The organism is Rhodococcus wratislaviensis (genome assembly GCF_041228765.1).
GTDB lineage: Bacteria > Actinomycetota > Actinomycetes > Mycobacteriales > Mycobacteriaceae > Rhodococcus_F > Rhodococcus_F wratislaviensis.
This window is the reverse complement of the sequence record NZ_CP150488.1, coordinates 5,694,399-5,714,500: the sequence shown is the minus strand read 5'-3', so window position 1 is coordinate 5,714,500 and position 20,102 is coordinate 5,694,399. Positions and strand designations below refer to the sequence as shown.

15 protein-coding genes are annotated in these 20,102 nt (G+C 69.7%); 9 read left to right on the top strand and 6 right to left on the bottom strand.

Translation table 11 applies throughout. The features are described from left to right. Positions 1 to 12 precede the first annotated feature (12 nt). Genes WKC72_RS26380 through WKC72_RS26365 form a run of 4 tightly spaced genes read left to right on the top strand, consistent with a single transcriptional unit; the run spans position 13 to position 5,775 of the window. Positions 13 to 1,443 carry an ABC transporter substrate-binding protein gene (locus WKC72_RS26380; RefSeq protein ID WP_128638866.1) on the top strand — a complete coding sequence of 477 codons (1,431 nt, stop codon included), beginning with the start codon at positions 13 to 15 and terminating at the stop codon, positions 1,441 to 1,443. Beyond that, the gene (locus WKC72_RS26375) at positions 1,440 to 2,300 is read left to right on the top strand and encodes an ABC transporter permease (protein WP_112299157.1); all 861 of its coding nucleotides are present in this window, start codon (positions 1,440 to 1,442) and stop codon (positions 2,298 to 2,300) included. The genes WKC72_RS26380 and WKC72_RS26375 overlap by 4 nt, the downstream gene beginning before the upstream one ends. Further along, positions 2,297 to 3,076: an ABC transporter ATP-binding protein gene (locus WKC72_RS26370; protein ID WP_370180277.1), complete on the top strand. Its 780-nt coding sequence runs from the start codon at positions 2,297 to 2,299 to the stop codon at positions 3,074 to 3,076. Before WKC72_RS26375 ends, WKC72_RS26370 begins: the two co-directional genes overlap by 4 nt. Continuing rightward, positions 3,076 to 5,775 (top strand): fumarate reductase/succinate dehydrogenase flavoprotein subunit, encoded by a 2,700-nt coding sequence (locus WKC72_RS26365; RefSeq protein ID WP_370180275.1) that lies wholly within the window; start codon positions 3,076 to 3,078, stop codon positions 5,773 to 5,775. Before WKC72_RS26370 ends, WKC72_RS26365 begins: the two co-directional genes overlap by 1 nt. A 51-nt stretch (positions 5,776 to 5,826) precedes the next feature. Here the strand turns inward: WKC72_RS26365 and WKC72_RS26360 are convergent, their stop codons facing one another. From WKC72_RS26360 to WKC72_RS26345, 4 genes are all read right to left on the bottom strand, one after another. Then, complete coding sequence (locus tag WKC72_RS26360; protein ID WP_370180273.1) at positions 5,827 to 7,935, bottom strand: 3-hydroxyacyl-CoA dehydrogenase NAD-binding domain-containing protein; 2,109 nt, start codon at positions 7,933 to 7,935, stop codon at positions 5,827 to 5,829. After that, positions 7,936 to 9,144 carry a thiolase family protein gene (locus WKC72_RS26355; RefSeq protein WP_011598615.1) on the bottom strand — a complete coding sequence of 403 codons (1,209 nt, stop codon included), beginning with the start codon at positions 9,142 to 9,144 and terminating at the stop codon, positions 7,936 to 7,938. It lies immediately after the preceding gene. A gap of 149 nt (positions 9,145 to 9,293) precedes the next feature. Further along, a complete protein-coding gene (locus tag WKC72_RS26350) occupies positions 9,294 to 10,583 on the bottom strand; it encodes an HRDC domain-containing protein (RefSeq protein WP_370180270.1) in 1,290 nt (429 codons plus the stop codon). Positions 10,584 to 10,632: 49 nt separating this feature from the next. Continuing rightward, positions 10,633 to 12,027 (bottom strand): wax ester/triacylglycerol synthase family O-acyltransferase, encoded by a 1,395-nt coding sequence (locus tag WKC72_RS26345; RefSeq protein ID WP_370180268.1) that lies wholly within the window; start codon positions 12,025 to 12,027, stop codon positions 10,633 to 10,635. A gap of 165 nt (positions 12,028 to 12,192) precedes the next feature. On the opposite strand from WKC72_RS26345, the gene WKC72_RS26340 reads away from it, so the two are divergent. Then, positions 12,193 to 13,443, top strand: a complete 1,251-nt coding sequence (locus WKC72_RS26340) for an alpha/beta hydrolase fold domain-containing protein (RefSeq protein ID WP_370180266.1) — start codon at positions 12,193 to 12,195, stop codon at positions 13,441 to 13,443. Here WKC72_RS26340 and WKC72_RS26335 read toward each other — a convergent pair whose 3' ends face one another. Beyond that, entirely contained in the window at positions 13,444 to 14,037 is a 594-nt protein-coding gene (locus WKC72_RS26335; RefSeq protein ID WP_037240540.1) for a DUF3000 domain-containing protein, read from the bottom strand. It abuts the gene before it with no gap. Between the two features lie 161 nt (positions 14,038 to 14,198). Between WKC72_RS26335 and hemE the strand changes: the two genes are divergently transcribed. The 4 genes from hemE to WKC72_RS26315 are packed head-to-tail and all read left to right on the top strand — an operon-like array spanning position 14,199 to position 19,688. After that, positions 14,199 to 15,266: a uroporphyrinogen decarboxylase gene (gene hemE / locus WKC72_RS26330; protein ID WP_370184532.1), complete on the top strand. Its 1,068-nt coding sequence runs from the start codon at positions 14,199 to 14,201 to the stop codon at positions 15,264 to 15,266. Then, positions 15,263 to 16,624 (top strand): protoporphyrinogen oxidase, encoded by a 1,362-nt coding sequence (locus tag WKC72_RS26325; RefSeq protein WP_370180263.1) that lies wholly within the window; start codon positions 15,263 to 15,265, stop codon positions 16,622 to 16,624. The genes hemE and WKC72_RS26325 overlap by 4 nt, the downstream gene beginning before the upstream one ends. Before the next feature lie 4 nt (positions 16,625 to 16,628). After that, positions 16,629 to 17,324: a hydrogen peroxide-dependent heme synthase gene (hemQ, locus tag WKC72_RS26320; protein WP_370180261.1), complete on the top strand. Its 696-nt coding sequence runs from the start codon at positions 16,629 to 16,631 to the stop codon at positions 17,322 to 17,324. A gap of 15 nt (positions 17,325 to 17,339) precedes the next feature. Beyond that, entirely contained in the window at positions 17,340 to 19,688 is a 2,349-nt protein-coding gene (locus WKC72_RS26315) for a molybdopterin-dependent oxidoreductase (RefSeq protein ID WP_037240553.1), read from the top strand. Here the strand turns inward: WKC72_RS26315 and msrB are convergent. After that, entirely contained in the window at positions 19,648 to 20,085 is a 438-nt protein-coding gene (gene msrB, locus WKC72_RS26310; RefSeq protein ID WP_005264000.1) for a peptide-methionine (R)-S-oxide reductase MsrB, read from the bottom strand. The genes WKC72_RS26315 and msrB overlap by 41 nt on opposite strands. Between the last annotated feature and the right edge of the window lie 17 nt (positions 20,086 to 20,102).

Genomic DNA, 20,102 nt, shown 5'->3' with positions numbered 1-20,102 from the left:
AAGACCACACAGATGAAGCGACGCTCCTCCACCTTCGCGATCGCCGCCGCGGCACTGACACTCGTGGCGACGAGTTGCTCCCTCGAACCCGCGGCCGACGACGGTGACGCGGTCACGCTCGTGATCGGGTACCAGTCCAAGACGATCAACACCGTCACCGCCGGAACGCTGCTGCGCGCACAGGGATACCTCGAACAGCGCCTGCAGGACGTGACGGAGCAGACCGGCACGAAGTACTCCGTCGAGTGGCAGGACTACGACACAGGTGCGCCGATCACCGCGCAGATGGTGGCCGAGAAGATCGACATCGGATCGATGGGCGACTACCCCATGCTGATCAACGGCTCCCGCACGCAGGCGAACCCGCGCTCGAAGACGGAAATCGTCTCGGTCACCGGCTACAACCCCGAGGGCGCCCTGAACATGGTGGTGGTGCCACCGGATTCACCGGCGACCACACTCGGCGACCTGGCCGGCAAGAAGGTGTCCGCGAGCGTCGGCTCCGCAGGCCACGGCACCCTCGTCCAGGCACTCGACCGCGCAGGAATCGACCCGGGCACCGGCGTCGAAGTGCTCAACCAACAACCCCAGGTCGGATCCTCCGCCCTGGAATCCGGTCAGGTGGCGGCGCTGTCGCAGTTCGTCGCCTGGCCCGGGCTCCTCGTCTTCCAGGACAAGGCCAAGCTGCTGTACGACGGCGCCGAACTCCGAACCCCGACCCTGCACGGTGTGGTGGCCCGTGAGGCGTACGCGGACGAACACCCCGACGTTCTCGACGCGTTCCTCCGGGCACAGCTCGACGCCACCCGGTTCGTCCAGACGCAACCACTCGAGGCATCGAGGATCGTGGCCGACGCGAGCGGCCTGCCTCAGGAGGTCGTGTACCTGTACAACGGCCCGGGCGGCACGTCGTTCGACACCACGCTCAAGCCGGGCCTGATCGGTGCGCTGAAGAACGATGTGCCGTACCTGAAGTCGATCGGCGACTTCGCCGACCTGGACGTCGACGGTTTCGTGAACGACGCTCCGCTCCGGTCCGCGTTCGAGGCCGACGGGCAGGACTACGACGCCACGCTCGCGTCCACGGCCAACCCGACGTCGGTCACCGGCACCGATCCCGTGTGCGCCACCGCCCCGAGCGATCCCGCGCTGGCCGGGGAGGTCTGGTTCGACGGCGCCACCGAGACACAGCCGGCCGCGAACCCGACGTGCCTGCTCCGGGCGGTGAAACAGGCCCGGGCCGAGGGCCGCACCGTCCGCGCCGCGTACGTGCCCGACGCCGAACTCGGCACCCGGTGGTTCGCCGACAAATCGGTGTGGGTGCGCGACGGCGACAACTTCCTGCCCTTCACCACCGGCGCGGCGGCAGACCGATATCTGCGCGCACATCCCACGGGCGGCGTGACCACGTACGACCGCGCGGTCGAGGAGGTGCGGCAGTGACCACCCTGCAACAGTCGACGGTCCTGGTCGACACCGAAGCCGCTGTCGAAGAACATGATCCGGTATCGACGCGCCGACGAACCTCGCCGTGGCGGTCACGTCTCGTGCGGGTCACGTCCGTGGTCGCGGCAATCGTCGCGTGGCAGCTGCTGACCGCCAACGACGTTCGGGTGTGGTTGCGGTTCGACACGCTCCCCACCGTCACCGACGTCGTGTCCGCGTTCGGCACCCAGCTGCAGAGCGACCTGTTCTACCTCGACCTCGGGCAGTCGCTGATCCGCATCCTCAGCGGATTCGGACTCGCCACCGTGGTCGGAGTGGCCACCGGAATCGCACTCGGCAGATCGGAACTGTTCGCCGACGTCCTCGGTCCGCTGACGGAGCTCGCGCGTCCCATCCCCGCCATCGCGGTGGTACCCGTCGCGATCCTGCTGTTCCCCAGCGACGAGGCGGGCATCGTGTTCATCACGTTCGTTGCCGCGTTCTTCCCGATCATGGTGAGCACCCGGCACGCCGTCCGGGCGCTCCCGACATTGTGGGAGGACTCGGTGCGCACACTCGGTGGCGGACGCTGGGACGTGCTGTCCCGGGTGGTGCTGCCCGGAATCCTGCCCGGCGTGTTCGGCGGACTGTCGGTCGGGATCGGGGTGGCGTGGATCTGCGTGATTTCCGCCGAGATGATCTCCGGCAGGCTCGGAGTCGGGTACCGCACCTGGCAGGCGTACACGATCGTCGACTATCCCGGCGTCTTCGTCGGCATGATCACCATCGGCATCCTCGGATTCGCGACGTCCGGCGCAGTCGAACTGCTCGGCAGGCGCGTCACCCGCTGGCTGCCACGAGGGGAGCGCGCATGACCGCCACCGCCGGAGCGTCCGTGGCCGCCGGCATGTCGCTGGTCCTCGACGACGTCACCCTGTCCTACACCGGGAACCCCGTCATCCGTTCGCTGTCGCTGACCGTGGTCCCCGGCGAGATCCTCGTGCTCACGGGACCTTCGGGGTGCGGCAAGTCCACCGTCCTGCGAGCCCTCGCCGGCCTGCTGCCGCCGGATTCGGGCCGCGTCGTCGCCGACGGCACGGCGGTGGAGTCGACGTCCCGGGACCGGGCCGTCGTCTTCCAGGACAACGCGCTCCTCCCGTGGCGCACCGTGCGCTCGAACATCGAACTGGCCCTCTCACTGCGCGGCGAACCCCGCAAGGGCCGGCGTGCGACCGCCGATCGCTGGATCGCGGAGGTGGGTCTGACCGGGTTCGGCGACTTCCTGCCCAAGAACCTGTCCGGCGGCATGCGCCAGCGAGTGCAGTTGGCGCGCGGCCTCGCCGGGGCACCGCGGGCCGTGATGATGGACGAGCCGTTCGGCGCCCTCGACACCCAGACCCGCGGCGTCATGCAGCGACTACTCGTCGACACGTGGAGCACTCACCCGACCACGGTGGTGTTCGTGACCCACGACGTGGACGAGGCGGTGCTGCTCGGTGACCGCGTCGCGGTCCTCGGCCGGGCCGGCGAGCCGCTGCGGGCACTCGTCGACATCCCGCACCCCCGGGACCGCGACCACCTCGACCACCCCGGCACCCGTGCCGCCCGCGCCGACGTGCTCGCCGCGCTGAACCACACTCCGGAGACCTGATGGACATCCCCGACCTCGCCGACACCGTCCGTCTCGATTGCGACGTACTCGTGATCGGCGGCGGCACCGCCGGCACCATGGCGGCACTGACCGCCGCCGAGAACGGCGCGAACGTACTCCTGCTCGAAAAGGCGCACGTGCGCCATTCCGGCGCGCTCGCAATGGGAATGGACGGCGTCAACAACGCCGTCATCCCCGGCAAGGCCGAACCCGAGGACTACGTCGCCGAGATCACCAGAGCCAACGACGGAATCGTCAACCAGCGCACCGTGTACCAGACGGCGACCCGCGGTTTCGCGATGGTGCAGCGCCTCGAGAAGTACGGCGTGAAGTTCGAGAAGGACGAGTACGGCGAATACGCGGTCCGCCGGGTGCACCGCTCCGGCTCGTACGTGCTGCCGATGCCCGAGGGCAAGGACGTGAAGAAGGCCCTCTACCGGGTGCTGCGGCAGAAGAAGATGCGGGAGAAGATCCGCATCGAGAACCGTCTGATGCCCGTCCGGGTGCTGACGGAGAACGGCCGGGCCGTCGGGGCCGCGGCGCTGAACACCCGCACCGGTGAGTTCGTCGCGGTCGGGGCGAAGGCGGTGATCCTCGCGACCGGTCCGTGTGGCCGGCTCGGGCTCCCGGCGTCGGGGTACCTCTACGGCACGTACGAGAACCCGACCAACGCCGGTGACGGGTATTCGATGGCCTATCACGCGGGAGCCGAACTCAGCGGCATCGAATGCTTCCAGATCAACCCGCTGATCAAGGACTACAACGGCCCGGCCTGCGCGTACGTCGCGAACCCGTTCGGCGGCTACCAGGTGAACGCCGAGGGGGAGCGGTTCGTCGACTCGGACTACTGGTCGGGGCAGATGATGAGCGAGGTCAAGAGCGAGATCGAATCCGCCCGCGGGCCCATCTATCTCAAGGTCAGCCACCTCCCGGAGGAAACCCTCGACACGCTCGAGTCGATCCTGCACACCACCGAACGCCCCACCCGCGGCACGTTCCACGCGAACCGCGGCCACGACTACCGCAGTCACGACATCGAGATGCACATCTCCGAGATCGGCTTGTGCAGCGGGCATTCTGCGTCCGGGGTGTGGGTCGACGAGCACGGTGCGACCACCGTTCCGGGGTTGTACGCGGCAGGCGACCTCGCGTGCGTGCCCCACAACTACATGATCGGCGCATTCGTGTACGGCGACCTCGCCGGATCGCACGCCACCGGCACCCTGCCCGACGTCGAGGCGCCGACCGCGCTGCCCGCGGAACAGCTGGCCGCCGCGCACGAGCTTATCTACCGGCCGCTGCGCAACCCGGACGGGCCGCCCCAGCCGCAGGTCGAGTACAAGCTGCGCCGCTTCGTCAACGACTACGTCGCGCCGCCGAAGACGGCGACGAAGCTGTCGATCGCCGTCGAGACGTTCGAACGGATGGCCGGGGAGATCGCCGGAATGGGTGCGACCACCCCGCACGAGCTGATCCGCTGCGCAGAGGTCACGTTCATCCGGGACTGCGCGGAAATGGCGTCCCGCAGCTCCCTCACCAGAACCGAAAGTCGCTGGGGGCTCTATCACGAACGCGCGGATCTCCCGGAGCAGCGGGACGACGAATGGGGATACCACCTGAATCTGCGGCGCGGCGAGAACGGCGACATGGAGTTCCTCAAGCGCCCCGTGGAGCCGTATTTCGTGCCGGTGCCCGGACTCGATTCCCTTCCGCCGGTGGACCGGTCGGTCGTACCCGTGGCGCAGCCGCCGCTGGTCGGGGGCCGGGCACCGGTGGAGGAACGTTCGCGCATCGCGGCGCCGGTCCGGAAGGAGCCGTCGTCACCGGCCATCGTCGCGGTCCTCGGACTCGACGCGCCGAGCGTCGCCGAGCTCGCACCGTATCTGCGCGACGCCGACCCGCAGGTCCGCGTCACGGCGCTCTCGGTGCTGACGGAAGGAACCCCCGACGGATTCGGGGCAGCCCTCGTCGGCGCCCTCGGCGACGGTGCCGTGACGGTGCGCCGCGCCGCCGCCGACGGCCTGCGCGAACTCGTCGAGGTGCTGCCGTCCGCCGACGGACTGGCCGACCACCTGGGGTCGGGTGACGCCGTGGTCCGGGCCGCCGTCGTCGACGTTCTGCGCGCCCTGCACGCCGGTTCGGCGGAGCAGTTCCTGACCGCACTGTCCGACGGCGATCACCACGTCAGAATCGAAGCGGTGCGGGCGCTGGTGTCGCTGGACCGGTGGGAGTCGGTGGCGGAGGGGGCACGCGACGAGAACCGTGAAGTGCGGATCACCGTCGCACACGGCCTGGCCACCATCGGGCTCGGCGGTGTCGACACGGTGCGCTCGCTGGCCGGCGACCGCGATCCGCTGGTGCGCGCCGCCGCGCTCACGGCGTTCGCGAGCCTGGGCTGCCACGGCGACGACGTGAGCCGCGCGACGGCGGCGCTGCGGGAGTCGGCCTGGCAGATCCGGCAGGGCGCCGCGCGGGCACTCGCCGGAGCGGACCCCGGCGTCGCGGTGCCCGCACTGGCGGACGCCCTGACGGATGCGCACCTCGACGTGCGGAAGGCAGCCGTCCTCGCACTCGGCCGGTGGTCCGGCGACCGCGCCGCCGTCGCCGCGCTCACCACTGCCCTCGAGGACACGGACGCCGACGTGCGGGCGTACGCCCGCCAGGCGCTCGCCGCCGCCGACCACGTCCCCGTCCCCTGAGCACGTGAGTGGGGAAGCGTGCCGGGGCACACTTCCCCACTCACATGGGGGTCAGACGCTCGCTACGCCCGGCGCCAGGAACCGCTTGCCGTTGACGGCCTCGGAGGTGCCGGTGCGGTCCAGGTACGGGGTGATGCCACCGTTCCAGAAACCGAACCCGCCGCCCAGGATCAGGCAGAGGTCGATGTCCTCGGCCGCGGCGACGACACCCTCGTCGAGCATGATCTGGATCTCCTCGGCGAACGCGCGACGCGTGCGCTCCAGAACCTCTTCGGACGTGGATGCCTTGTCGCCCTGCTTCCACAGTTCGGCGACCTCGGGGTCGACGACCTGCTTGCCGTCGGCACCGTAGCTCCACACCGCCGACTTCTTGGCCTCGACCAGCGCCTCGAGTCCGGGGGAGTTGTGGAAGCGCTCGGGGTACGCCTCGGCGAGAGTCTCGCCGGTGTGCAGCGCGACCGCCGGCCCGACGAGGGCCAGCAGGGTGAACGGGGTCATCGGCATGCCGAGTTCGGCGATGGCGTTGTCGGCCACCTCGAACGGGGTGCCCTCGTCGACCGCGTTCATGACCTCACCGAGGGTGCGGATCAGGAGCCGGTTGAAGACGAACCCGGGCAGGTCGGCGGAACCGACGGCCGACTTCTTGAGCGCCTTGGCGGTGGCGAACGCCGTTGCCAGGGTGGCGTCGTCGGTCTTCTCGCCCTTGATGACCTCGAGCAGGGGCAGCACCGCGACCGGGTTGAAGAAGTGGAAGCCGACCACCCGCTCCGGGTGCTTCAGGTCCGCGGCCATCTTGGTGATCGACAGCGAGGACGTGTTGGTCGCGAGGATCGTCTCCGGGGCGATGTGCTCCTCGAGTTCCGCGAAGATCTTCTTCTTCAGATCGAGGTTCTCGAACACGGCCTCGATCACGAAGTCGGTCTTCGCGAACGCGGCCTTGTCCAGCGATCCGGACACGAGACCCTTGAGGCGGTTCGCCGCGTCCGGCGACAACCGGCCCTTGCCCTGCAGCTTGTCGATCTCGCCGTGGACGTAGCCGACACCCTTGTCGATACGCTCCTGGTCGATGTCGGTGAGGACGACCGGAACCTTGAGCTGGCGGACGAACAGCATCGCGAGCTGGCTGGCCATCAATCCGGCACCGACGATGCCGACGCCGGTGACCTTGCGCGCGAGGGACTTGTCCGGTGCGCCTGCGGGACGCTTGGCGCGCTTGTTCACCAGGTCGAACGCGTACAGGCCTGCGCGGAGCTCGTCGGCGAGCAGCAGGTCGGCGAGCGCCTCGTCCTCGGCGGCGAAGCCCTTGTCGAGCGACGCGGGATCGGTGAGATCGGTGGTCCGGGCCAACTCGAGGAGTTCGACGGCCTTGACCGGTCCGGGGGCGTTGTTCTTGGTTTTGCCCTCGACGACCGCCTTCGCGCGGGCGATCGCGTCGTCCCAGCCCTTGCCCCGGTCGATCTCGGGACGCGCCGGCGTGATCTCGCCGGCCAGGACCTGCGCGGCCCAGGCGAAGGACTGCTCGAGGAAGTCGGCCGAACCGAACACCGCGTCGACGACGCCGAGTTCGAGGGCCTTCTTCGGGTTGAGCGTCTTGTTCTGGTTCAGCGCGTTCTCGAGGACGACGGTGACGGCGTTCGAGGGGCCGATGAGGTTGGGCAGCAACTGCGTTCCGCCCCAGCCGGGAACGAGTCCGAGGAACGTCTCGGGCAGACCCAGTGCGCCCGCGCTCTCGGATGCGGTGCGGTAGTGGCTGTGCAGCGCGACCTCGAGCCCGCCGCCGAGTGCGACGCCGTTGACGAACGCGAACGTCGGCACGGACGATTCGCGCAGCCGGCGGAACACCTTGTGCCCGAGCCGGCCGAGTTCGAGCGCCTGATCACGGTTCGTGATGCTCGGAACACCCTTGAGGTCCGCGCCCGCGGCGAAGATGAAGGGCTTACCGGTAATCGCGATCGCGACGGGATGGGCGGCGAACGCCTCGTCCAGAGCGGCGTCGAGGGCCTTCAGGCCGCCCGGGCCGAACGACGACGGCTTGGTGTGGTCGAAACCGTTGTCGAGGGTGATCAGCGCGACCGGGCCCTCGATGCCGGGTACGGCGACGATCTTGGTGTACGCGCTGGTCACGACCTCGTCGGCGAATGCCGTTGCAATGTCGGTCATCTACTTGGCTCCATCGAAGTTCGGGTTCTCCCAGATCACGGTTCCGCCCATGCCCAGACCGATGCACATCGTGGTCAGGCCGTAGCGGACGTCGGGGCGCTGGGCGAACTGGCGGGACAGCTGCGTCATCAGGCGGACACCGGAGGACGCGAGGGGGTGGCCGCACGCGATGGCGCCGCCCCACTGGTTGACTCGCGGATCGTCGTCGGCGATGCCGTAGTGCTCGAGGAACGCGAGAACCTGAACGGCGAAGGCCTCGTTGATCTCGAACAGGCCGATGTCCTCGATCTTCAGGCCGGTACGGCCCAGCAGCTTCTCGGTGGCCGGCACCGGGCCGATGCCCATGACGGCGGGGTCGACGCCCTGGAACGCGAATCCGACCATGCGCATGCCGATCGGCAGTCCGAGTTCGAGCGCGGTGTCCTCACCGGCGAGGAGGGCGGCGGTCGCGCCGTCGTTCAGACCGGCCGCGTTACCGGCGGTGATGCGGCCCGCGGGCCGGAACGGCGTCTTCAGCTTGGCGAGGTCCTCGAGCGTGGTGCCCGGCCGCGGCGGCTCGTCCTCGGTGGCCAGACCCCAGCCCGCGGCGGAGCGGGTGGCGACGGGCACGAGGGTGTCGGCGATGAAGCCGGCCTTGCGAGCGGCCTCGTACTTGTTCTGGCTCGCGACGGCGTACGCGTCGGTGCGGTCCTTGGTGATGGTCGGGAACCGGTCGTGCAGGTTCTCGGCCGTGTTGCCCATGACGAGCGCGCTGGGGTCGACGAGGCGATCGGCGAGGAACCGGGGGTTCGGGTCTGCGCCCTCGCCCATCGGGTGGCGGCCCATGTGCTCGACGCCGCCCGCGATCACCACGTCGTACTGGCCAAAGCCGATGCCCGACGCGGTGGTGGTGACGGATGTCATGGCACCGGCACACATGCGGTCGATGGCGAAACCGGGGACGGTCTCCGGGAGCCCCGCAAGGATCGCGGAGGTGCGGCCGATGGTGAGACCCTGATCGCCCGTTTGCGTGGTCGCGGCGATGGCGACCTCGTCGATGCGCGCGGGGTCGAGCTGCGGATTACGGCGAAGCAGCTCGCGGATGGTCTTGACGACGAGGTCGTCCGCGCGGGTCTCCGCGTAGATGCCTTTGGGGCCGGCCTTGCCGAACGGAGTGCGGATGCCGTCGACGAACACGACGTTGCGTTGAGTTGTGGTGGATGGAGCCACGCGAATTCCTCCTGATGGAGCAGTTTGGTTCCGGATCACGGCCAGGCGTCCGGCCTCCAGACCAGCGTACCCCTACCGTTACTCGCGGGTAACTTAATGGGTACCTCATCGGGAATTCACGCGCTCACCCCGCGTGTCGGTGCAGTCGATCAGTCGCCGCCGGAACCCTTCTGCTCGGCGGCGGAGAGCAATGCGCTCGCCAGCACGGGCACGGTCAGCATCCGCTGCCAGGGGCGCGCTCCACCCGCATCGAGCACCCGGTCGATTGCCGCCTCGACCTCGCCGTCCGCGGGCGTCGTCCAGTCCCAGCACAACCTGCGGACGAGTTCCGGGGTCACCAGGTTCTCCACCGGCACCGACACGTCCGCGCCGAGGGCGGCCAGTGCGGCGCGGGCCGCCGTCAGCCGCTCGGCGGCGTCGGGGTCGTGCCGCGCCCACCGGCTCGCGGGCGGCGGTCCCGTGAACGGCGGGGTCTTCGGAGGAAGTTCGGAGTCCGGCAGTGCCCGGGCGTCCTCGAGCGCCTGCAGCCAGATCCGGGAGTGCCGCCGCTGGCGGGGACCGCCGAACACGGGCAGCGCCCGGAGTGCCTCGATGCTGCGGGGGTCCTTCGTCGCGGCGTCGATGATCGCCGAATCCGGAAGGACCCGGCTGGGGGAGACGTCGCGTTTGCGGGCGAGGTCCTCGCGGGCCTGCCACAGGGAGCGTGCGCCGGCAAGTTGCCGTTGCGTCTTCAGTGACGTGATGTGCGACGTCCGCCGCCAGCGGTCGGCCTTGGGTTTCGGTGGCCCCGCGAGCCGGATGTGCTCGAATTCCTGTGCGGCCCAATCGCTCTTGCCCTGCTCGTCGAGTTCCGCGGCCATCACGTTCCGCAACTCGACGAGAACCTCGACGTCGAGGGCCGCATAGTTCAGCCAGGAGTCGGGCAGCGGCCGCTTGGACCAGTCGGCGGCGCCGTGGCCCTTCCGGAGTTCGAGGCCCAGCGTCCGCTCGACGATCGCGGCGAGACCGACCCGTTCGAACCCGGCGAGGCGCCCCGCGAGTTCGGTGTCGAACAGTGTCGTCGGCGCCAGGCCGATCTCCGCGAGCCCCGGCAGATCCTGGTCGGCGGAGTGCAGGATCCACTCCAGCGGGTTGATCACCTCCGCCAGCGGGGCGAGATCGGCGGCGGTGGGGATCGGGTCGAGGAGCACCGTTCCCGCACCCTCCCGGCGCAGCTGCACGAGATACGCCCGCGCCGAATAGCGGAAGCCGGACGCCCGCTCGGCGTCGACAGCCAGCGGCCCGGTGCCCTCACTCAGCGCGGCCGCGGCCTTCGCGACGCCCTCCGCCGTGGTCACGACATCGGGCACGCCGTCCCGGGGTGCGAGCAGGGGAACGATCTGCCGGCCGGGCTCTTCGGCGGGGACGGGTGACGAGGCGTCGTCGGTGACTTCGGACATGACAGCTGACTCTACGTCGCTTCGGGATTCCCGCAGCGCACCGGCGGGTTCACGACCGGTTCTCCGCTGCCTCGACGAGCTCGTCCAACGCTGCGGGAAACGCGTCGACGAGGTCCCAGAGGTGGGGTGCGAGTTCCGGGCAGCTCATCAGGCCGACGTCGAGCTGACCGTTCAGCGACATCACCGTCACGTTGAGCCCGGCGCCGTGGAAGATCGGGCCCAGCGGATACATCGCCTTGATCAGAGCGCCCAGGAAATACAGCGGGACGGATGGTCCGGGCACGTTGGAGATCACCAGGTTGTGGACCACCGGATGCCGTTCCGCCAGGCCGAGGGTCGAGTAGAGGCGCATGGCGGTGCCGAACACGGCCTGGCCGGCGAACTGGGACCAGTCCTGCAGCAGGCTCGCGCCGAGGGTCTCGTTGTGTTCCTTCGACGTCGAGTTGTGCTCGCCGATCGCGAGCAGGCGTGCGGCCGGGTCCTCGATCTGGGTGCCGAGTTGGGTGAACATGCCGGACACCTGGTTGGTGCCCGGCCGGTCCGACTTTCCGTGGACCGAGACCGGGACGATGGCGACCAGCGACTTGTCGGGCAGCTCCCGGCGGTTCTGCAGGTATTTCCGCAGTGCGCCCGAGCACAGCGCGAGCACCACATCGTTGACCTTGACGTCGAACGCGTCCTTGACGGTCTTGACCTTCTCGAGGTCGAGCTGGGTGAACGCGAGGTTGCGGTGACTGGTCAACGTGCCGTTCAGGGACGTGCGCGGCGCGGTGAACGGTGCGGGCATCGCCTCGCCGCGCCGGGCCCGGCCGATCCAGCGGGGGAGCAGCGTCAGGCTCTGCGGGACGATTCTCAGCAGTTTCGCCGGCCGGGACGCGACCGCGAGCAGCCCGCCCACGGCGATGTCGAGTGTGCTCGCCTGCCCCGCGCTCTCGGCGGAGTCGTCGGGGCCGGGTCGTGGTGCGTCCGCTTCCAGGCCGCACAGCTGCGCCATCATGTTGGCGCCGGTGATGCCGTCGACCCCGGCGTGGTGCATCTTCGACATCACGGCGACGGAACCGTCCTCGAGACCTTCGATCACCCACATCTCCCACAGCGGCCGGGCGCGGTCGAGGGGAATGCCCGCGATGTCGCCGCACAGCTCGGCCAGTTCGTCGCGGCCGCCGGGGGCGGGGAGTGCGACGCGATGGCAGTGCCGGTCGATGTCGAAGTCGGTGTCCTCGACCCACACGGGGTGGTCGAGGTTGAACTTCGAGTCCTGCAGCTTGCGCCGGAACGAGGGAATCGCTTCGGTGCGCGCGCCGAGCTCCGCCTTGAGCTGGGCGAACGTGTAGCCACCCGGAACCGTCGACACGTCGAGAACGATGACTCCGCAGACGTGGAGGAGTTGCGTCGACGTTTCGAGGTAGAGGAAGGACGCGTCGAGACCGCTGAGTCGCTGCATGGTCCGATACTAGAACACGTTCTAGAAGTTGGTCCATCGAATCGCGGAACTGTGAGGTCGGAGCAGTGTCTGGCTCTTCGAGATGCCGTCCCGTGTCGTTCTCGATCCGGCGCCCGCCGGCACGCCGGTCAACCGATTGATTAGAACATGTTCTACGGTTGGGGTATGACCCGAGGTTTCGTTCTCCGGCAGGCCGTCGGCGCGGCACTCGCCGCCAACGCCCTGCGTCCCCTGCCCGGTGCGCCCACATCGGTGGTCGCCTTCTTCTCGGGGTGGCTCACCACCGAACTCGCGCCGCACCTCCTCGCCGTGACCGCGGCCGACGCCGCCCAGCACGCCGCGCGTCACGGAACGCGCACCCGAGGTGACCGCGTCGGCCTCGCGCTGGCCGCCGCGTCCGCCGCCGGGCTCGCCGCCGTGATCGCCACCGGCCGGGGCGCCGGAGCGGAAGCCGAATCCGCTCTCGTCGAGACGCTCGGCGAGAACTACACCGACCGCGACAGAGCCATCGAACACCCCGGACGACCCGTGTGGCGGCAACTCCTCAACCCGTTCTGGATGCGGAACAAGGCGGTCACCCGGGTCCGAAACCTCGCGTACGGGCCGGGCGGGCGCCGTGCCCGCCTCGACATCTACCACCGGCAGGATCTGCCGTCGAAGAGTCCGGTCCTCCTGCAGATTCACGGCGGGGGGTGGGTGATCGGGAACAAGGATCAACAAGGTCTGCCGCTCATGCTCGAGATGGCCTCGCGGGGGTGGGTGTGTGCGGCGGTCAACTACCCGCTGTCACCGAAGGCGAAGTGGCCGGAACACCTGATCGCGATCAAGCAGGCCCTGGCCTGGCTCCGGGAGCACGTCGAGGAGTACGGCGGCAACCCCGACTTCATCGCCGTCACAGGTGGTTCGGCGGGTGGCCACCTCGCCGCCATGGTGGGACTCACCGCGAACGACAGCCACCTGCAGCCGGGGTTCGAGGACGTCGACACGTCGGTCCAGGCGTGTGTCCCGTACTACGGCGTCTACGACATCGCCGGCGACACCGGAATCAAGGCCGTCCTCCAGCGCGTGCACTCCGGGCTGATGCCGATGGTGCTCGGCAAGCAGGCCAAGTTCCCCGACGACTACCGGGCCGCGTCGCCGCTCGCGCACCTCCGGGCGGACGCACCGCCGTTCTTCGTGATCCACGGCACGAGCGATTCGCTGATCCCCGTCGCCGAGGCGCGGATCTTCGTCGACGAACTCCGGCAGGTGTCCGACAACCCGGTCGTCTATGCGGAACTGAAGGGCGCGCAGCACGCGTTCGACGTGTTCCCCTCGATCCGCAGCATCTCCGTCACGCGGGCGGTCGGGCGATTCCTGGAATGGTCGCGCAGCGCCACCACCGACGTGCCCGCGGCGGGCACCGAATCGGCCTGACTACTTGCCGCCGAGCGTCCGCAACTGCGACACCCCTGCGGGCGGCAGACCGGCCGCGTACGCCAGTACCTCGCAGAACGCCTCGACGTGGGTGGCCAGTTCGACCGACGTCGCCGTCCACGACGCGCGCAGTTCCAGCTGATGCGCATGCGGGGGACCGGCGATGTCGCCGTAGCGCACCGACGTCGTCGCGGTCACCGTCCCGCCGAGCGCGTTGAGAGGTTCGTGGCGCGACTCGAGGGCGTCGACGAGCCAGCTCCACGCCACCTCGGGAAGAAGGGGGTCGGACGCCACGGCGGCGTCGAGATCGGCCTGAATGTAGGCGACCAGCCGCATCGTGCCGTTCCACGCCTCGTCGCCCTCGGGGTCGAACAGGAGGATCAATCTGCCGAACGCGTCACCCTCGCTCTGTTCGGCGACGACCCCGGTGTCCTCGTGCACGACCTCTGCGCCGACGGCGTAGCTGTACGGCGCGAGCCGTTGCGGGGGCCGGATGGGGCCCAGCTCGATGTCCGCGCGAACCTGCGCGGAATTCATCGCTTCGACGGCGGCGCGGAACTCGGCCGGTTCGGCGGGCGATCCCGAAGTCGTCACAGCTCGGGACGTTAGACCCGGACCTGCACATCTCGTCGGAGGCGCGCCGAGCAGGGCCGATCGGCGGCGGAGTCCCGGCATGGCAGCATGAGAGCTGCCGAAATTCGAGCAGGCAGAGAGCGCGAGGACCGATGAGCGGGTTGGAAAGCACCAATGCAGGCATGAGCGAACGGGCGACGTACGCGTCGAGGCGGGTGCTCCCCGACGCCCCCCTCCTGGCGGCCGCGGAAGGCCGTACCCCCGTCCGCCGCCCGGTGTGGTTCATGCGGCAGGCGGGCCGCTCGCTTCCCGAGTACCGCAAGATCCGGTCGGGGATCGGCATGCTCGAGTCGTGCTTCGATCCGGCACTCGTCTGCGAGATCACCATGCAGCCCGTGCGCAGGCACGGCGTCGACGCCGCGATCCTGTTCTCCGACATCGTGGTGCCGCTCAAGGCCGCCGGCATCGATCTCGACATCGTCGCAGGCACCGGTCCCGTCGTCGCAAACCCGGTCCGGTCGATCGCCGACGTCGCCGCCCTGCCCCGCCTCGTGCCCGAGGAAGTCGGCGCCGTCGCCCAGGCCGTGCAGCTGCTCACCGCGGAACTCGGCTCGACGCCGCTGATCGGCTTCGCCGGAGCCCCGTTCACCCTCGCGTCGTACCTGGTCGAGGGCGGTCCGAGCCGCAACCACGAGCGCACGAAGGCGCTGATGCACTCCGACCCCCGGACATGGCACGCGCTGCTCGGCTCCCTCGCCGACACGACCATCACCTTCCTGCAGACCCAGCTGCGCGCCGGCGTCGACGCGATCCAGCTGTTCGACTCCTGGGCCGGGGCGCTGTCCCTCGCCGAGTACCGGGAATTCGTGCTGCCGCACTCCGAGCGGGTGTTCGCCGAGGTGGAGAACGCGAAGGTGCCGCGCATCCACTTCGGCGTCGGAACCGGTGAACTGCTCGGCGCGATGGGCGAAGCGGGCGCCGACGTGGTGGGCGTCGACTGGCGCATCCCCCTGGACGTGGCGGCGCGCCGGGTCGGCCCGGGCAAGGCGCTCCAGGGCAACCTCGACCCCGCGGTGCTGTTCGCGGGACCGGCGGCCGTCGAGAAGCAGGTCCGCCGCATCACCGCGGAGGCCGACGCCGCCCTCGCCGCCGGCGCCACGGGACACATCTTCAACCTCGGGCACGGCGTCCTGCCCGACACCGACCCGGGCGCGCTGACCGCGCTGGTCGAGCTGGTGCATTCACTGTGACCGGGTCGTCGCCGAACGTTCTCGTCGTCGGCGGCGGTATCTCCGGGCTCGTTGCCGCGTACCGGCTGCGGCAACGGCTCGGCGCCGAGGCCCTGATCATTCTCGCCGACGGCGCGGAACGGCTCGGGGGCAAGCTGCGCACGGTGGACCTGGCGGGGGAACCCGTCGACGTCGGGGCGGAAGCCTTCATCGCCCGGCGCCCGGAACTGCCCGCCCTGCTCGGTGAACTCGGCCTCGCCGACCAGCTGGTGTATCCGGCGGGACTGAGGCCGCTCATCTGGTCCGAGGACGCGCTGCACCCGCTGCCGGCCGGCACGCTCATGGGGATACCCGCGGACGGGAACAGCCTGCGCGGTCTCGTCGACGACCGGACACTCGCGCGGGTGGCGGGGGAGCGGACGGTGCCCCTCGACTGGACATTGGGCGCGGACATCGCCGTCGGCGCACTGGTCGGTGACCGGTTCGGCGCGCAGGTGGTCCAGCGGTCGGTGGATCCACTTCTCGGAGGGGTCTATTCGGGTCTGGCGGACACCATCGGCGTCCGCGCCGCGCTCCCCACACTCGCGGCGGCGCTCGACCGCGGAGCCACGAGCCTGTCCGCGGCCGTGGCGGACGCCCTCCCCGCCCCGACCCCCGGGCCGGTGTTCGGGGCGCTGCGTGACGGCTACGGCGTCCTGCTGCGCGCCCTGACGGAGGCCGCGTCGCCGGAAATCGTGCACGAACGGATCCGGGCACTGGGCCGGGACGGCGACGGCTGGTCGGCCGACCCGGTGGGCCGCGTCGACGGGGTCGTGCTCGCCGTGCCCGCCCCCCAACTCGCCGACCTGCTCACCGGCATCGCCCCCCGCGCGGCGGCGGCCGCCGCGGACATCCCGCTGGCCTCCTCGGCGGTCGTCGCTCTGGCCCTGCCGATCCGGGTGGACCTCCCGCAGAACTCGGGGATCCTCGTCGCCACCGACGCCGCGCTCGGCGCGAAAGCGTTCACCCTGTCGAGCCGCAAGTGGCCGCACCTCGCCGAGCGGGAGGTGACTCTCGTCCGGGCGTCGTTCGGACGGTTCGGCGACGCCGCCGTCGTCGACGCACCCGACGACGAGCTGATCGCCGCGGCCCGGCGGGACCTCGCGACGGTCACCGGGGTGTCCGCGGAGCCCGTCGCAGCGCATGTCCAGCGCTGGCACGGCGGCCTGCCGCAGTACGGTCCCGGCCATCTCGAGCGGGTGGCGGTGATCGAGCAGGAAGTCGCAGGTCTGGACGGTCTCGAGGTGTCCGGGGCACTGCTCCACGGGGTCGGTGTTCCCGCGTGTGTGGCCGCTGCGACGACGGCGGCTGCACGGCTCGCCGGGCGAGTGGCACGATAGACCCATGGCACGCCTCGACTTCGACGCATTGAACTCTGAAATCCGCTACCTCATGTTCTCGGTGTTCCAGGTGGAACCCGGTGTACTCGGGGACGACCGGGAAGCTGTGATCAAGGAGGCGCGGATCTTCTTCGAAGGTCAGGCCGACAAGGGTGTCGTGGTGCGCGGGCTCTACGACGTGGCCGGCCTGCGTGCCGACGCCGACTTCATGATCTGGACGCACTCGGCGAGCATCGAAGCCCTCCAGGCCACCTACGCCGACTTCCGCCGCACCACCGCACTGGGCCGCGCGAGCAAGCCCGTGTGGAGCAACGTCGCGTGCCACCGTCCCGCCGAGTTCAACAAGAGCCACATTCCGGCGTTCCTGGCCGGTGAGGATCCGGGCAACTACATCTGCGTGTACCCGTTCGTCCGCTCCTACGAGTGGTACCTGCTGCCCGACGACGAGCGGCGCAAGATGCTCGTCGACCACGGCATGGCGGCTCGCACGTACAAGGACGTCCGCGCCAACACCGTGCCCTCGTTCGCGCTCGGCGACTACGAGTGGATTCTCGCGTTCGAGGCGCCCGAGCTGTACCGCATCGTCGACCTCATGCGCGACCTGCGCGCCACCGAGGCCCGCCTGCACGTCCGCGAGGAGGTGCCGTTCTTCACCGGCCCGCGGGTGGATGTGGAGAAGCTGATCACCGCTCTGCCGTGATCTGAAGCACCACAGATGAATGACGCCGACGGGGCTCGCACCGCGCCCCGCTACCAGCACATGTCGCACTGGGGCATGTTCGAGGCCGAGGTCGCCGACGGCGACGTCGTCGCCGCCCACCCGTACACCGGTGACGCGAACCCGTCACCGGTGCTGGGCAACATCGCCGGGTCGGTCCGCAGCAAGGCGCGGATCACCGGCCCGGTGGTGCGCCGCGGGTGGCTCGAGAACGGCCCGGGACCCAGCAGTTCCCGAGGGTCCGACGAATTCGTGTCGGTCGACTGGGAAGAGCTGACCCAGCGGCTCGCGAACGAACTGCGCAGGGTCGTCGACACGCACGGCAACAGTGCGATCTACGGCGGTTCGTACGGGTGGGCCAGCGCGGGACGGTTCCACCACGCTCAGAGCCAGGTCCACCGGTTCCTGAACACCCTCGGTGGCTACACCCGCTCGGTGCACAGCTACTCGCTGGGCGCGACGGGCGTCATCATGCCCCGGGTGGTGGGCACCCACTGGAAGATGTTCGCCCGCTCGACGTCCTGGAAGATCATCGCCGAGCACACCGATCTCATGGTGTGCTTCGGTGGCGTCCCCCTCAAGAACACCGGCGTCAATCACGGCGGGACCAGCGACCACCCGACGCGCGACGCGCTCGACGCGCTCCGGCGCCGTGGCGGCTCCGTCGTGTCGTTCAGTCCGCTGCACGACGATGTGCACGGCGCCGCCGAGCGCCACGCCCCGGTGCCCGGAACCGATGTCGCGATCATGCTCGCACTCGCGTTCGTCCTCGCGACCGAAGACCTGCACGACACGGCATTCCTGGGCAGCCACTGCGTGGGCTACGACCGCTTCGAGGACTACCTGCTCGGGCGCTCCGACGGCGTACCCAAATCACCCGCATGGGCCGAGCAGATCTCCGGCATCGCCGCCGCGGACCTGGTCACCCTGGCCCGGCGGATGGCGTCGGGCAGGACGATGGTGACCGTCACCTGGTCGCTGCAGAGGGTCCGGCACGGCGAGCAGGCTCCGTGGATGGGGGTCACCCTCGCCGCGATGCTGGGCCAGATCGGCCTTCCCGGTGGGGGTTTCGGCCACGGCTACGGTTCCATGAACGAGCCCGGGCTCGCCCCCGTCCCGTACCCGCTGCCCACGCTTCCCCAGGGGCTGAACCCCGTCCGCGACTTCATCCCCGTGGCCGCGATCTCGGACATGCTCCTGAACCCGGGCGCACCGTTCGACTACGACGGTCAGCGGCTGACGTACCCGGACATCAAGATGCTGTACTGGGCGGGCGGCAACCCGTTCCACCACCATCAGGACATTCCCCGTCTGCGCCGGGCGCTGGCCCGTCCCGACACGATCGTGGTCCACGACCCCTACTGGACGCCGATGGCCCGGCACGCGGACATCGTCGTCCCGTCCACCACGTCCCTCGAGCGGGCCGATCTCAGCTGCACCCGCAACGACCCGCTGCTCGTCGCCATGCACGCCGCCGTCGGGCCGTACGCCGACGCGCAGGACGACTACGACACGTTCGCCGCCGTCGCCCGGAAACTGGGTGTCGGGGAGACGTTCACCGAGGGGCGCTCGTCCGAGCAGTGGCTCGAGCACCTGTACGGGCAGTGGCGAGACTTCGTCCGCGCGGACGGCGGTACCGCCCCGAGTTTCGACGACTTCTGGATGCAGGGTCACGTGCGGATGCGGACCGAGGACGACCTGATCCTGTTCGGCGACTTCCGGGCCGATCCGGTGAAGTTCCCGCTCGCCACCCCGAGTGGGCGGATCGAGATCTTCTCCGCCGACATCGACGGCTTCGGCTACGACGACTGCGCCGGACACCCACGCTGGTACGAGCCCGAGGAATGGCTCGGAGGCAGGCGGGCACGCCAGTTCCCGCTGCATCTGATCGCCAACCAGCCGCGCACCCGCCTGCACAGCCAACTGGACCACGGCGGCACCAGCCAGAAATCGAAGATCCGGGGCAGGGAACCGCTGCGGATCCATCCGGACGATGCCGCCGACCGCGGACTCACCGCCGGCGACGTCGTCCGCGTGTTCAACGACCGCGGCGCCTGCCTCGCCGGTGTGGTGGTGGACGAGGGCGTCCGCCGCGGTGTGGTCCAGCTGTCGACGGGAGCCTGGTACGACCCGCTCGACGCCACCGACCCGGATTCCCTCTGCGTGCACGGAAACCCCAACGTGCTGACCCCGGACGTGGGGACGTCGTCACTCGCCCACGGCTGCACGGGTCAGCACGTGCTCGTCGAGATCGAACGCTACGAGGACGAGCTGCCGCCGATCCGGGCGTTCGATCCGCCGACGATCATTCGCCGGTCGGTTCCAGGGTCAGCGAGATCGAATTGATGCAGTACCGCTGATCGGTGGGGGTGGGGTAGCCCTCCCCCTCGAAGACGTGGCCCAGGTGGCTGTGGCATGTCCCGCAGACCACCTCGACGCGGCGCATGCCCAGCGACGTGTCCTCGCGGAGGACGACGGCGTCCGAGTCGGCCGGATCGAAGAACGACGGCCACCCGCAGTGCGATTCGAACTTCTCCGTGCTGCGGAACAGCTCGGCGCCACAGGCCCGGCAGTGATAGACGCCTTCCGTCTTCGTGTCGGTGTACTCGCCGACGAAGGGGCGCTCGGTACCGGCCTGGCGCAGCACCGCGTACTCCTCGGGAGTCAGTTTCTCGCGCCACTCGCTGTCGGAGAGAGCAACCTTCGGGGCGGACTGCGTGGGATCCTGCTGCTGCGAACTCATGGCTCCACGCTAATACG